Genomic DNA, 15064 nt, shown 5'->3' with positions numbered 1-15064 from the left:
TAACCCTTTTAATAAGCCTGAAAGTTAGATAAGTCTAACTTTTGATACTGACAAAAGAACAGGAGGGTCTGAATGATGCCGCTGACATTTGCAAACGTAGGGGAAGAAAACATGATAAAGAAAGTAGGCGGAAAACCTGAAACAAGAAAGTTTCTTGAAAATCTGGGTTTTGTCGCAGGTGGAACGGTAACGGTAGTAAGCACTATCGGAGGAAACGTTATCGTTAAGGTCAAAGAATCAAGAGTAGCTGTTTCAAAGGAAATGGCTGCGAAGATAATGGTATAGGAAACATTTGGCGGTCAAGCCATGATAAATATGTTTGAAGATATTTTGTATAGTTAGGAGGATCAGGTTATGGCAACATTGAAAGAAGCTAAGATCGGTTCAACAGTTACTGTGAAGAAGCTCAACGGCACTGGTGCTGTAAAGAGAAGGATCATGGATATGGGCATCACAAAGGGTGTTGAAGTCCATGTAAGAAAGGTTGCGCCTTTGGGTGACCCTATTGAAGTAACGGTCAGAGGCTATGAGCTTTCGCTCAGGAAGGCTGACGCTGAGATGATCGAAACGGTCTGATACATAGTTCAGGCAAACAGCAAAAAATTTCATCGGCAGAGCTGATGTGTACTTAGAAGATGAGGATATATCAGAGTGCCAAAATTCTGAAAGGATCGAATTGTATGGAGATCAAAATTGCTCTCGCAGGTAACCCTAACTGCGGTAAAACAACTCTTTTCAACGCTCTTACAGGTTCAAACCAGTTCGTAGGTAACTGGCCGGGCGTAACAGTTGAAAAGAAAGAGGGTAAGCTCAAGGGTCATAAGGACGTAGTTATCATGGACCTTCCTGGTATCTACTCACTTTCACCTTACACACTTGAGGAAGTAGTTGCAAGAAACTATCTTATAAGCGAGCGTCCGGACGCTATCCTCAATATCATCGACGGTACAAACCTCGAAAGAAACCTTTATCTTACAACACAGCTTGTTGAGCTTGGTATCCCTGTTGTTGTTGCTATCAACATGATGGACGTTGTTAAAAAGAATGGCGATAAGATAAATACAGACCAGCTTGCTAAGGAGCTTGGCTGTCAGGTCTGCGAGATATCCGCACTTAAAGGCACCGGTATCAAGGAAGCTGCTGAGCTTGCAGTAAAGGCTGCTGAGTCAAAAGTTCCAATGGTACCTCAGCATTCATTCAACGGTGTTGTTGAACACGCTATCGCTCATATTGAGGAAGCATTCCTCAATGATGTTGCTGAAGAACAGCAGAGATGGTACGCTATAAAGATATTCGAGAGAGATGAGAAGGTCATCGAACAGCTCGGTATGTCTGAGCAGGTAAAGACCCATATCGAAAAGGATATCTGCGCTGCTGAAAAAGAAATGGACGACGACTCGGAGAGTATCATCACAAACGAGAGATACATTTACATAGCTTCAATAATCAAGGATTGCTATAAAAAGAAAAATCAGGGTGGTCTTACAACATCAGATAAGATCGATAAGATCGTAACGAACCGTTGGCTCGGTCTTCCTATCTTTGCAGTGGTTATGTTCCTTGTTTACTATATCTCAATGGTAACAGTAGGTTCTGCCGCAACTGACTGGGCAAACGACGGACTCTTTGGTGACGGTTGGCATCTGTTCGGCATTGGTTCATCTGACGCTGAGGACGCTGCTGACGAATATGGCAGCTCGCTTGACATAATCAACGCATTTATCGAGCAGCAGGGCGGCGAGGCTATCGACAACGAAGCTGACGATTTTGACGTTGACGCTGCTAAGGCAACAGCAGACAACCTGCTTGCTACAGTAGATAAGTCCGCAACTGCTGATTATACAGTAGAGGACGAGGAAACACTTGAAGAAACAACAGAAACAGCTAAGTATGCTGATCTGAAAGCTGCAGTTGCAGCCGCTGAGAAATACAGCTTCGCTGATCCAGACCCAGCGGATTACGGCGTATGGGTACCTGGTATCCCTGTACTTATCGAAAGAGGTCTTGACGCAGTAAACTGCGCAGATTGGCTCAAGGGTCTTATCCTTGACGGTATCGTTGCCGGTGTTGGTGCGGTGCTCGGATTCGTTCCACAGATGCTTGTACTCTTCATTCTCCTTGCTATCCTTGAGGCTTGCGGTTACATGGCTCGTATCGCATTCGTAATGGACAGGATCTTCAGAAAGTTCGGTCTTTCAGGAAAGTCATTTATTCCGATCCTTATCGGTACAGGTTGCGGTATACCTGGTATCATGGCTTCAAGAACTATCGAGAACGAGCGTGACAGACGTATGACTGTCATGACAACAACATTTATTCCTTGCGGTGCTAAGACACCATTTATTGCAATGATCGCAGGCGCTATCTTCGGTGGCTCTGCTTGGGTAGCAACAGGAGCATACTTCATCGGTATCGCAGCTATCATCATTTCAGGTATCATGCTGAAAAAGACAAAGATGTTCGCAGGAGATCCTGCACCATTCGTTATGGAGCTTCCTGCTTACCATATCCCTACAGTAGGCAACGTACTCAGATCAATGTGGGAGCGTGGCTGGTCATTCATCAAGAAGGCTGGTACTATCATCACACTGTCAACTATCTTTGTATGGTTCACTTCATACTTCGGCTGGGTAGACGGTTCGTTCGGTATGCTCACAGAAGACCAGATGGAATACAGTATTCTGGCTCATATCGGTAAGGCTATCTGCTGGATCTTCGCACCTCTTGGCTGGGGCAACTGGCAGGCAACTGTTGCAGCTGTTACAGGTCTTGTTGCTAAGGAGAACATCGTTGGTACAATGGGTATCCTTTACGGCGGCGGAGATGGTTCAGTTTACTCTGCTATCGGTGCTGCATTCACTGGCATCACAGGTATGTCATTCCTTATCTTCAACCTCCTCTGCGCACCTTGCTTCGCAGCAATGGGAGCTATCAAGCGTGAGATGAACAGCAGAAAGTGGTTCTGGTTCGCTATTGGCTACGAGTGTGGTTTTGCTTATGTTATCGCACTTATCGTAAATCAGCTTGGCAACCTCTTCACTGGTAATGTGAATGTTATCGGTCTTATCTTTGCAATAGCTCTTATCGCTCTTATCATCTATATGCTCGTTAGACCTTATAAGGAAAGCACAAAGCTTGAAAAGGACGTTAAGGTAGGCGCAAACACATAATAAAAAGCAAATATCATCACTGATCTTGCATAAACAGTTGGGAGGATAATTATGGACACAGTAGGCGGTACGATTCTGGTTGCAGTGATTCTTGCTGCTATCGTGGCAGCTATAATTTACAAGCTCGTAAAGGATAAGAAGCAGGGCAAAAGCTCTTGCGGTGGCAGCTGCGGCTGTTGTCCAAATTCTTCTCGCTGTCACAGATTATGATAAAACAGTAATAAACTTCGGGGAGGTCATCTGAATGCTGACTAAATCACAGAAAAGGTATTTATTTGCCATATACAGACTGGGTCAGAACGGCAGACCTGTCAAGTCCACAGAGGTAGCTTCTGTTCTGGGCGTGACAAAGGCAAGCACCGTCAAGATGACTCAGAAGCTTATAGACGAGGGTTATATAATCAAAGAGCCTTACCGTGAGATCACACTGACATCTGAGGGCATAAAGGCAGCCAATGAGCTTTATACTCCAAGTGTGATACTTCAGGATTTTCTTGAAAACCGTGTAGGCGTTGAGAGAAAAAATGCCGAGAATGACTCGGTGGCTATTGTTTCTCAGATATCTGATGACGCTCTCGACAAGCTTGTAAGCTTTGCTTTGCAAAGCACGACAAACGGCTAAATTAGTAATATTTATATCGTTAGATCCCGCCTTTTTCGGCGGGATTTATCAGATATATCGGTTAGCTGCAATTAACCGCAATGTGAAGTAAGTTATGGCATACAAATATGTATAATATGACGTTTAAAAACGGCAAAGATACATTATTAAAATAAATAGTTGGAAAGGGGAATGAAGGTGTTTCTTGAAATAAAGAACATAAAAAAGCATTTTGGCGAGGGCGAGAGCAGGGTTGAAGTGCTTAAGGGCATTGATATCGAAATAGAAAAAGGAGAGTTCTGCGTGCTTCTCGGACCGTCAGGCTCAGGTAAATCAACACTTCTGAACATTATAGGAGGAATTGACGCCGCTGACGAGGGGTATATCTCAATAAACGGCGAAAAAACAGCCGACATGAACGAAAAGGCATTGACCCTTTACAGAAGAAAGCACTTGGGTTATATCTTCCAGATGTACAACCTTATACCTAACCTGAATATCAAGGAGAATATCGAGGTAGGCGCATATCTTAGCGACAACCCTCTTGACGTTGACGACCTGCTTAAAACCCTTGGGCTTTACGAGCATCGTCACAAGCTTCCTAATCAGCTTTCGGGAGGTCAGCAGCAGAGAACTGCTATTGGCAGAGCTATCGTCAAGAACCCTGATATCCTGCTCTGCGACGAGCCTACAGGTGCGCTTGACTACAATACCTCCAAGGAGATATTACAGCTTATAGAGGACGTAAACAAGAAGTATGGCAACACTATCATAATGGTAACGCATAATGATGCTATCAAGCAAATGGCTGACAGAGTTGTAAAGCTTAGAGATGGTATGATAAGAAAGAATTATCTTAATGAAACTAAGCTCACAGCTGCAGAGCTTGATTGGTAAGGAGGGGCAGCATGAAAAACCCTCTTATCAAGCGTTTGCCCAGAGAGCTTAAGGGCGAAATAGGAAAATACATCGTTCTATTTTTGTTCATCACAATGATGATAGGCATAGTATCAGGCTTTCTTGTTGCGGCAGGCAGTATGTCTGTTGCTTATGACGAAAGCTTTGAGAAATACAATATCGAGAGCGGAAATTTTGAACTTCTTCAAAAAGCCGATGATGATGCTATCAAGAAGATAGAGGACGGTGAGGAGAAGATAAAGGTATACGAAAATTTTTATCTTGACAAAGAAACAAAAGAAGTTGACAGCACTATCAGGCTTTTCAAAAATCGTAAGGATATCGACAGGATATGTATAATGGACGGTGAGCTTCCTTCTACTGATGACGAGATCGCTATTGACAGAATGTATGCTGACAATAACAAGCTTAAAGTTGGCGACAGCCTGACGGTCGGCGGCAAGAAGCTTAAGATAACAGGTCTTGTTGCGCTTTCAGATTACAGCGCACTGTATTCTAATCCGTCTGATATGATGTTTGACGCTTTGAAGTTCGGTGTAGCTATCGTTACCGATACGCTTTTTGACGATTATGGTGAGGCTGATCTTCATTACAGCTACTCATGGAAATATGATAAAACCCCGGCAGACGACGAGGAAGCTCAGGATATGGCTGAGAAGGTCATGAAGCATATAAATGGAATCTCAATGCTCACTCAGTTTATTCCGGAATACTCAAATCAGGCGATACATTTTACAGGCGACGATATCAAGGGCGATAACACCATGATAACAGTTTTTCTTTATCTTGTTATGGTCATAATCGCATTTGTTTTTGCTATAACAACGGGAAACACTATTGCAAAAGAAGCAAACGTTATAGGTACGCTCAGAGCCTCAGGCTACACAAAGGGCGAGCTTGTTAGACATTATCTTGCAACGCCTATGATAGTCGTGCTTGTATCTGCCATTGTAGGCAACATACTGGGTTACACCTGCTTTAAGGATTTTGCGGTCAAAGCGTACTATGGAAGCTACAGTCTGCCAACATACAAAACGATCTGGAACGCAGATGCGTTTATAAAGACGACAGTAGTTCCTCTTATAATACTTTTCGTAATAAACCTTGTAATGCTTGTAAATAAACTAAGTCTTTCACCGCTTAAATTCTTAAGGCGTGATCTTAAAAAGCGTCAGAAGAAAAAGGCTTTTAAGCTCAACACAAGGATAGGCATATTAAAGCGTTTCAGACTTAGAGTCATCTTCCAGAACATTCCTAACTATATTACAGTGTTTGTTGGCATTCTTTTTGCCAATGTTATCATCTTCTTTGGCCTTGGCATGAAGCCTATGCTTCTTCATTATCAGGATATAATAGAAGATAATATGATAAGCAAATATCAGTATGTGCTGAAAATGCCTGTTGAAACTAAAACAGAGGGTGTAGAGAAATACTGTTCAGGCTCTCTTAAAACTGTCGATGACAAGCTAAAAGAGGAAACGGCTACAATTTACGGAGTTAAAGAAAACAGCAAGTTCGTTCATGCAGATATAAAAGACGGCGGAGCGTTTATCTCTGATGGTTATGCTCAGAAGTATAACATAGAGGTCGGCGATGAAGTGACGCTGAAAGAGTCTTACGGAGATAAAAAATACAATTTTAAGGTAGAGGGTATCTATGACGATCCTGCAACTATAGCAGTTTATCTGACAGACAGCGACTTCATAAAGACCTTTGAACTTGAGGACGGGTATTTTAATGGTTATTTCTCCAATACAAAGATAAAGGATATAGACGATCTGTATATTGCGACAACTATAACGAAAGACGACCTGACAAAAACATCACGACAGCTCATACTGTCTATGGGTTCTATGATAAGTATGTTTGCGACAGCGGGTGTTATAATGTTCATGCTAATTGTTTATCTTCTTTCAAAGGTCATAATAGAAAAGAACAGCCAGTCTATTTCTATGACAAAGATACTGGGTTACAACAACAGGGAAATAAACAGCCTTTATATAACGACTACGACCATAGTCGTTATAGCCTCAATGCTGCTGACTGTTCCTATAGTAAATGTTACTTTGAAGTATATATTCAAAGTTGCTTTCGCTCAGTATTCAGGCTGGATGCCATATTATGTGCCAGCAAAAATATTTGTTGAAGTGCCGTTGCTCGGTATCGTTTCATATGCGGTGATAGCATTTATTCTTACAAGACGTGTAAAGAAAGTACCTCTTGATGAGGCACTCAAAAATGTAGAGTAATTCTTCCAAATCATTCTTTCTTAATTGAGCTGTGCTGTCGGTATGTATCGGCGGCACAGTTTTTTTGTGTTTTTTATAACTTTTTTTGAAAATCGCTAATTTGGAAAAATGAGTTAGGCAATCGTCGTAAATTTTATTAATATCTTTACTATGCTTTAACATATTATTAACAGCATGGTGATACATTATATGATATGGAATTATACGCTTTTGATGATCAGGCTCTGCTTAATGAAGAGAAGAAGTGCAGAGAACTGCTGTGAATGGCAGTATGTCATTCGGTGGGAGGAAAAATATGAGTAAACAAAAGAAGCCTGCAGGCGGTTTGAATATTATCATTGTGGGCTGCGGAAAAGTAGGTACGACCCTTGTTGAACAGCTTGTGAAAGAGGGCCACGATATCACGATAGTCGACAAGAATGCAAAGAAGATACAGGAACTCAGTAGTCTTTATGACATTATGGGTATCGTAGGGAATGGCGCAAGTTTTAGCGTTCAGCAGGATGCCGGCATAGAGAACGCCGACCTTATAATTGCTGTCACAGAGTCTGATGAGCTTAACCTGCTTTGTTGTACACTTGCCAAGAGAGTAGCGAAGTGTTCAGCTATAGCAAGAGTAAGAACACCTGATTACAGCAAGGAGATAGTCTATCTAAGAGAGAAGCTTGGTCTTGCAATGGTCATAAATCCTGAGCTTGAGGCTTCAAGAGAAGCGTCAAGAATACTTTGTCTGCCAACAGCTCTTGAGGTAAACACCTTTGCAAATGGTCAGGCGGAGCTTATAAAGTATAAGATACCTGAGGGAAATCCTCTTGTCGGCACTACGATCGCTGAGCTTAGCCGTAAAACGGCAACAAGCCTGCTTATATGTGTTGTTGAGAGAGAAGGGGAAATATATATTCCATCTGGCGATTTCACAATGAAAAAGAATGATGTTATCTCATTTTGCACCCAAAGAAATTTTTCAAGAACATTCTTTGAGGATCTCAGTGTGAAGACAAATCAGGTGAAGAACACAATGATAATAGGCGGCGGCAAGGCGGCTTATTATCTTGCAAAACGTCTTATTGGCATGGGGATCAACGTCAAGATAATCGAGAATGACAGACAGCGCTGTGAGGATCTCAGCGTGCTTTTGCCAAAGGCGATAATAATAAACGGTGATGGCACTGACGAGGAACTTCTGAAGGAAGAGGGCATAGAGTATGCAGAGTCATTTGTGGCTCTCACGGGAATAGACGAAGAAAATATCTTGCTCACTCTTCATGCCAGACAGGTGTCAAATGCTAAGACTATCACAAAGATAAACAGGATAAACTTCAAGGACGTTATAAGCAGACTGGACCTTGGAAGCGTAGTATATCCAAGATATATCACCTCTGAGGCGATAATAGCTTACGTCCGTGCGAAGAACGAATCGGGAGATAGCAATATTGAAACGCTGTATCATTTGTTCGATCATAGAGTAGAAGCTATCGAGTTCAAGGTGGATCAGGAGTCAGAGGTCACAGGTACACCGCTTCAGGCTCTTGATTTAAAAAGACATTTGCTTGTGGCGTTCATAAACCGAAACGGCAAGATCATTATCCCGAGCGGTCAGGATACTATAGAGAGGGGCGACACTGTAATGGTCGTCACTACTCATACGGGATTTAACGATATCACTGATATTCTGAAATAGCGGAGGAAATATGAACAGCTCGATCATTCGATATATTTTAGGAAACGTTATGCGAATGGAAGCCTGCTTTTTGCTGCTGCCTTGCATAGTGTCGCTGGTTTACGGGGAAGGCGTGGGACTTTATTATCTTGGAACAGCCATTGTGTGCCTTGCTTTTGGCGTGGTAATGGCTTGGAAAAAGCCTAAAAACTATGTGTTTTATCTCAAAGAGGGTTGTATAGCAACATCTTTGAGCTGGATAGTTATGAGCCTTGTTGGGTGTATGCCTTTTTGGATAAGCGGAGAGATACCAAGCTTCACGGATGCTATGTTTGAAACAGTTTCCGGCTTTACAACAACTGGTGCTTCGATCCTTACCAATGTTGAGGCGCTTTCTCATACTGCACTTTTTTGGCGAAGCTTCACGCACTGGATAGGCGGTATGGGAGTTTTAGTTTTCCTGCTTGCTATCATACCGCTGAGCGGTGGCTCAAATATAAATCTTATGAGGGCGGAAAGCCCTGGACCATCAGTGGGCAAGCTTGTTCCAAAGATGAAATATACCGCAAGGATACTTTATATAATCTATTTTGGCATGACCATATTGGAATTTATTTTCCTTATTATTGGCAAAATGCCTGTGTTTGACAGCATTTGTACAGCCGTTGGAACGGCAGGCACGGGTGGTTTTGGAGTCAAGAACGACAGCTTAGGAAGCTATTCGCCATATTTGCAGTGGGTGGTTGCCATTTTCATGATACTGTTTGGCGTGAATTTTAACGCATACTATTATATTATATACAGGCACTTTAAAAAGGCATTCAAAATGGAGGAAGTACGGTGCTATTTTGCTATAATCCTCATTGCCACAGCTATAATATTCGCAAATATCCTCGATCGCTGTGTTAGCATTTTTGACGCACTTACAAAATCAGTATTTCAGGTGGCGTCGCTCATTACAAGTACGGGCTTTTCAAGCACTGACTTTAATCTGTGGCCTCAGATATGCCGGACGGTGCTTGTGCTTATAATGTTCATAGGAGCTTGCGCAGGCAGTACGGGCGGAGGTATAAAGGTATCAAGAGTGATCGTGCTTTTCAAGACAATGATAAAGGAGCTTCACTCCTATATACACCCAAAGAGCATACGCAAGGTAAACCTTGACGGCAAACCTGTTGAGCATGAGATAGTGCGTTCTATAAATGTTTATATCGTAACATTCGTGATAATTTTTGCTTCATCAGTTTTTATGGTGGCATTTGATGGTAAAGATCTTGTAACAAACTTTACTGCTGTGCTGACAACCATCAATAACATGGGACCTGGTCTTGCGGAGGTAGGTCCAGCAGGCAACTTTTCAAACTTCTCTGTTTTTTCAAAGTTCGTTTTCATGTTCGATATGCTTGCAGGCAGATTGGAGCTTTTCCCTCTGCTGATACTTTTCCACCCCTCTGCATGGAAAGATCTTATTTCTAAAAGGGCGGAAGCAAGAAAATTCTGATAACATAAAAAGGACGGCTCAAGCCGTCCTTTTTTCATTTTACAGCCTTTTTGAACTGCTGTTCATATTTATGCTTGGTCGCTATTCCGCCTCTTATATGTCTTTCACGTTTGTTTTCCTCAAGGACCTCTTTTACGCTTTTGAAAAGCTGAGGAGAGATTTTCGGCAGACGTTCTGTCAGATCCTTATGTACTGTGGATTTGCTTATGCCAAATTCCTTTGCCGCACAGCGTACCGTGGCTCTGTGTGCCGCAACATATTCTCCAAGCAGCACACATCGTTCCTTTTCGGATCCATTCATTGTTCACACCCCATTAAATTTTTCTGTAGTAATCTATATGCTGTTCCTTACATCATTATTACTTGACGTTCTCTCAGACTTTACAAAATAATTGCCGATAATCAAATATTTTTATGCAAAATGCTTGAAATCACACTGGGAATGTGCTATAATGTAAGTGTGATAGAGATACTGTCACAGAATATGAACGAAACGAGGGGATAAGGGCAATGAAACTTAATTTTATCGGTGCAACACATGAGGTAACGGGAAGCTGTACATATATAGAAGCCTGCGGAAAGAGATTTCTGGTGGATTTCGGAATGGAGCAGGGCGTTGACTATTTTGAAAATGCGAAGATACCTTGTCCTCCTGGAAATATAGATTTTGTATTGCTGACTCATGCTCATATAGATCATTCAGGTCTGCTTCCACTGTTGGCGGCAGGCGGCTTTGCTGGACAGATACACGCAACGGAGGCCACTTGTAATTTATGTGAGATAATGCTGAGAGATTCAGCGCATATTCAGGAGTTTGAAGCAGAGTGGAGAAGCAGAAAGGGCAAACGTAAGGGTACAGGCGAGGTGTCGCCACTCTATACTATGGCAGACGCAGAGGCGGCTATTGCCTGCCTTTGCCCACACCCATACAGTGAGGTGACGGAGATATCCGAGGGCATAAAGGTACGCTTTATCGACGCAGGTCACTTGCTTGGCTCATCAAGTATTGAGATATGGCTCACAGAGAACGGTGAAGAACGTAAGATCGTATTTTCGGGAGATATAGGAAACCTTGACCAGCCTCTTATCAGAGATCCGCAGTATATAACGGAGGCAGATTATGTTGTAATGGAGTCCACCTATGGTAACCGTCGCCATGATAAGCCGAAGGACTATGCAAAGAGTCTTGCAGAGGTCATTCAAAAGACTTTTGATAGGGGAGGAAACCTTGTTATACCGTCATTTGCAGTGGGCAGAACTCAGGAACTGCTGTATTTTATAAGGCATATCAAGGCGGAGAATATGGTGACGGGTCATGGGGATTTTCCTGTGTATGTGGATTCTCCACTTGCTATCGAGGCAACGCAGATATTCAATAAAAACAAAAATTCATGCTTTGACGAGGAAGCAATGTCCTATGTGAACAAGGGCATAAATCCTATCACTTTCAGCGGACTTAATATCGCTGTCACAAGTGACGAGTCAAGAGCCATAAACTTTATCGACACACCTAAGATAATAATTTCCGCAAGCGGTATGTGCGAGGCAGGCAGAATAAAACACCACCTCAAACACAATTTGTGGAAACCTGAAAACACCATACTTTTTGTGGGCTATCAGGCTATGAATACCCTTGGAAGAAGTCTTGTGGAGGGTGCAAAAACTGCAAAGCTTTTCGGCGAGGAAATCGTTGTCAGGGCTGAGATACTTGTGCTTCCCGGCGTGAGCGGTCATGCTGACGTTGACGGTCTGGACAGGTGGATAAAAAGCTATGAAAAGCCGCCTAAGAAAGTCTTTGTCAATCACGGCGAGGATTCAGTTGCTGAGGCGTATAAGGAGCATTTGCGTAACGATTTCGGGCTTAACGCCTTTGCGCCATACAGCGGTGCGGAACTTGACCTTATAAGCGGCGAGTTCAAAAACACGACCCCTATAAAGATAGTCAAGAAGACAGGTGCGTCGCCTAACTATCAGCGTCTGCTCAGCGCTCTTGACAGGCTGACGGCTTTGGTAAACAAAAGCTCAGGTCTTACGAACAAAGACCTTGCAAAGCTCACTGATACCATAAATAATATCTGCGCAAAGTGGAACGATTAGCTTTTGCTGCACATATAATATGAGATACAGGGCAACACTGCACGCTTTATGTGTGGTGTTGCCTGACGCATACGAAAGGAACAAACCACACAATGAAGAAGATACACGTCAGTGCTATAAACAGAAAGGTCAGAGATGACGAAAAGCTTTTTGTTGAAGAGTGCGACAGAAAATATAATGAAAAGCTCGTTGCCATTGCAGACAGCATAGAGGAGCATCAAAAGGAGAAGCCTATATTGCTTTTGGCAGGTCCGTCAGGGGCGGGCAAGACCACAACAGCGTTGAAGATAGAGGAAATACTTGACAGCAGGGGAATACACACCCACACTATCTCTATGGACGATTATTTTCTGCCTTCTGACAGCTTCACCGCTGTTATAGGAGAGGACGGCAAGCCTGACTATGAATCTCCTGACAGAATAGACAGAAAGCTTCTTTATGAGCATATGGAAAAGATAAACAGCGGTGAGGAAGTCGTTCTGCCTAAGTTTGAATTTTCAGAACAATGCAGGCGTGATGGAGAAAGACTCAGACGAAACAAAAACGACATAGTTGTTTTTGAGGGTATCCATGCCCTTAACCCAGAGGTCACAGGTGCGGCTGGGGATTATGCAAGATGTATGTACGTCAGTGTAAGAAGCAGACTCGAATTGAAAGACGGTGAGCTTCTGCATCCTTGCTATATCAGGCTTATGCGCAGACTTATAAGGGACGGATTTTTCCGTGGCAGAAGTGCAGCGGAAACACTAGATATGTTCGACAGCGTTGAGGCTGGCGAGAACAAGTATATAATGCCATACAAGCACAGGGCTGAGTTTTCAGTGGATACTTTTCACGCTTATGAGCCTGCCTTGTATAAGAACTATCTTTTGGATACACTGCGACGTGAGAGCAGGAGCTATAAGGATTTTGAACGCTTTTTGCCTATGCTAAAAGCCCTTGAGGAGATAGAGCCGGTGATGCTCGAAAGTGTGCCTGTAAATTCCCTTGCAAGGGAGTTTGTAGGTGAGAGCAGCTATAGCTACTAAGACGATAAAACGCCGTCGGAAAAGGACGGCGTTTTGCTATGCTTGCTTGACTTTTTTTATAAAAAGTAGTAAAATGAAATAAGGTAAGTACAGGTATTTTTGAAAACGTTTTCCTGAACGTGATCATTGAATAAAAAATTAGTGGGGATAAAAATGAATTTTGATAATGATTTGATGCTTTTCTTCCGAACGATATATGAAGATTCGGCGGATATGGACGAATGCAGTGCCAAGGTGAAAAGTGCTGTGGCTGCTGTGGCAGACAAGCTTGACATCGTCAGAGCGGAGCTTGCAGTGAAAATGCCTGCAACAAAGCTTTGTGAAGATGGTGCAGATATGCTCATGGTGCTTTATGACAGAGAGAAGGACGTGGAAAACGAGCCTTTTGAGGCAAGTTTTCCTTTGTTTGAAGGCGGCTTTATAACAGTGACCTTTTATTCTGGTAATTCCAATGGCTTTGATAACGAGCAAAGGAATATCGTAGAGATAATCGCAAACACTGTTTTTATCCAATTTAACAGGGTAATTATGCAGGAGCTTGTTACTCATGTTATAAAAACGGATATCGAAACAGGTGCAGCAACTTTAGACGCTTTGATAAATCACGCCGGTATGCTTATAGCGCAAAACAGGATAGAGGATTTCAGTATAATCTTTTTCAATATACATAACTTCAAATATGTAAATAAGGTATTAAATTACGAACAGGGCGATGTTGTTTTGCGTAATTATACAAAGACCATATACCGAAATCTTTCAGATGGTGAGATGATCACAAGACTTGGCGGCGATAATTTCGTTATGCTTGTAAAGAACGAATCGCTCAGAGAATATATTGATATGCTCAGCTTTATGAACATAAGGTATGATGATGGCAAAGTATCAAAGGATTTTATTTTTAGTGCAACCATCGGATATTCGTCAACTGTGGGTATAAGGTATCCAAGAGAAGTAATGGCTCGTGCAAGCATTGCATATTCTGCTGCAAGACGAGTTGGTGCAGGCCATGTAATGGAGTATTCCGAAAATATAAAACAAGAACTGATGAAAATTCAGGGAGTGCTGTCAAACTTCATGGGTGGGCTTATGGCAGGTGAGTTCGAGGTGTATTATCAGCCAAAGGTACGCATCGAAACCAAGGAGATATTTGGTGCAGAAGCCCTTGTACGTTGGCATAGAAAGGGAAGGTTATCAGCACCGGTGGAGTTTGTTCCGCTTCTTACGAATGACGGAAGCATAATAAAGCTTGACTACTATGTGCTTGAAGAAGTTTGCAAATGGCTGAGAAAACGCATAGATATGGGTTTTGAACCTTTGAGGATATCAGTGAATTTTTCGAGGAAGCACCTGGAAGAAAAAAATATGATAGGTAATATAGTTGCCTTGATCGACAAATACGAGCTTGATCACCAGCTTATAGAAATAGAGCTTACTGAAAGCGAGGATTATCAGAATTTTGAGCTTATCACAGAGATCGTGAATGGTCTGAGAGCTAATGGTATCGTCACATCTATGGACGATTTTGGTACTGGCTTTTCATCGCTCAATATGATAAAGAATGTTGATCTGCAGGTAATAAAGATAGACAAGTCCTTTATTCCTCTTGAAAAGGATTATGAGGGCAAGGATAAAGATCTTATAATGTTCTATTACATTATAAAAATGGTTAAAAAGCTTGGCAAGGAAACTATCGCCGAGGGAGTTGAAACTGAGCAGCAGCTTGACTATCTCAGAGAAGTTGGCTGTGACGCTGTTCAGGGCTTTGTGTTTGACAAGCCTCTGCCCGCGGCTGAGTTTGAAAAACGGCTTGCCTGCGGTTATAACTGATAAATAAAAGGAC

At 42.5% G+C, this 15064-nt stretch carries 13 protein-coding genes; 12 read left to right on the top strand and 1 reads right to left on the bottom strand.

Annotated elements, in window-relative coordinates; translation table 11 throughout:
- The first annotated feature begins 72 nt into the window (after positions 1-72).
- The 9 genes from OCV57_RS09920 (at position 73) to OCV57_RS09880 (ending at position 10099) form a co-directional block, all read left to right on the top strand.
- On the top strand, positions 73-285 hold the full coding sequence (locus OCV57_RS09920) for a FeoA family protein (protein WP_022288590.1): 213 nt from the start codon (positions 73-75) through the stop codon (positions 283-285).
- A gap of 69 nt (positions 286-354) precedes the next feature.
- Positions 355-576: a FeoA family protein gene (locus OCV57_RS09915; protein WP_022288589.1), complete on the top strand. Its 222-nt coding sequence runs from the start codon at positions 355-357 to the stop codon at positions 574-576.
- A gap of 104 nt (positions 577-680) precedes the next feature.
- Positions 681-3170, top strand: coding sequence for a ferrous iron transporter B (gene feoB, locus OCV57_RS09910; protein ID WP_267301400.1), 2490 nt, complete (start codon positions 681-683; stop codon positions 3168-3170).
- A gap of 51 nt (positions 3171-3221) precedes the next feature.
- Complete coding sequence (locus OCV57_RS09905; RefSeq protein WP_138339051.1) at positions 3222-3380, top strand: FeoB-associated Cys-rich membrane protein; 159 nt, start codon at positions 3222-3224, stop codon at positions 3378-3380.
- Positions 3381-3414: 34 nt separating this feature from the next.
- On the top strand, positions 3415-3792 hold the full coding sequence (locus OCV57_RS09900) for a metal-dependent transcriptional regulator (RefSeq protein WP_022288586.1): 378 nt from the start codon (positions 3415-3417) through the stop codon (positions 3790-3792).
- Between the two features lie 177 nt (positions 3793-3969).
- Positions 3970-4668 carry an ABC transporter ATP-binding protein gene (locus OCV57_RS09895; RefSeq protein ID WP_117865143.1) on the top strand — a complete coding sequence of 233 codons (699 nt, stop codon included), beginning with the start codon at positions 3970-3972 and terminating at the stop codon, positions 4666-4668.
- Between the two features lie 11 nt (positions 4669-4679).
- Positions 4680-6938 carry an ABC transporter permease gene (locus OCV57_RS09890; RefSeq protein ID WP_267301399.1) on the top strand — a complete coding sequence of 753 codons (2259 nt, stop codon included), beginning with the start codon at positions 4680-4682 and terminating at the stop codon, positions 6936-6938.
- 295 nt (positions 6939-7233) lie between these two features.
- Entirely contained in the window at positions 7234-8619 is a 1386-nt protein-coding gene (trkA, locus tag OCV57_RS09885; protein WP_046441598.1) for a Trk system potassium transporter TrkA, read from the top strand.
- A gap of 10 nt (positions 8620-8629) precedes the next feature.
- Positions 8630-10099: a TrkH family potassium uptake protein gene (locus OCV57_RS09880; protein WP_022288582.1), complete on the top strand. Its 1470-nt coding sequence runs from the start codon at positions 8630-8632 to the stop codon at positions 10097-10099.
- Between the two features lie 34 nt (positions 10100-10133).
- Here the strand turns inward: OCV57_RS09880 and spoIIID are convergent, their stop codons facing one another.
- Positions 10134-10400 carry a sporulation transcriptional regulator SpoIIID gene (gene spoIIID, locus OCV57_RS09875; protein ID WP_038671255.1) on the bottom strand — a complete coding sequence of 89 codons (267 nt, stop codon included), beginning with the start codon at positions 10398-10400 and terminating at the stop codon, positions 10134-10136.
- Between the two features lie 209 nt (positions 10401-10609).
- On the opposite strand from spoIIID, the gene OCV57_RS09870 reads away from it, so the two are divergent.
- The 3 genes from OCV57_RS09870 (at position 10610) to OCV57_RS09860 (ending at position 15051) form a co-directional block, all read left to right on the top strand.
- Positions 10610-12196, top strand: coding sequence for an MBL fold metallo-hydrolase RNA specificity domain-containing protein (locus OCV57_RS09870; protein WP_046441600.1), 1587 nt, complete (start codon positions 10610-10612; stop codon positions 12194-12196).
- A 92-nt stretch (positions 12197-12288) separates the two neighbouring features.
- A complete protein-coding gene (locus OCV57_RS09865; protein ID WP_117958331.1) occupies positions 12289-13224 on the top strand; it encodes a uridine kinase family protein in 936 nt (311 codons plus the stop codon).
- Positions 13225-13377: 153 nt separating this feature from the next.
- Complete coding sequence (locus OCV57_RS09860; protein ID WP_267301397.1) at positions 13378-15051, top strand: bifunctional diguanylate cyclase/phosphodiesterase; 1674 nt, start codon at positions 13378-13380, stop codon at positions 15049-15051.
- Positions 15052-15064: the final 13 nt, after the last annotated feature.

It is taken from the genome of Hominimerdicola aceti, assembly GCF_025567495.1.
Taxonomy (GTDB): Bacteria; Bacillota; Clostridia; order Oscillospirales; family Ruminococcaceae; genus Hominimerdicola; species Hominimerdicola aceti.
This window is presented reverse-complemented; position numbering and strand designations above follow the sequence as displayed.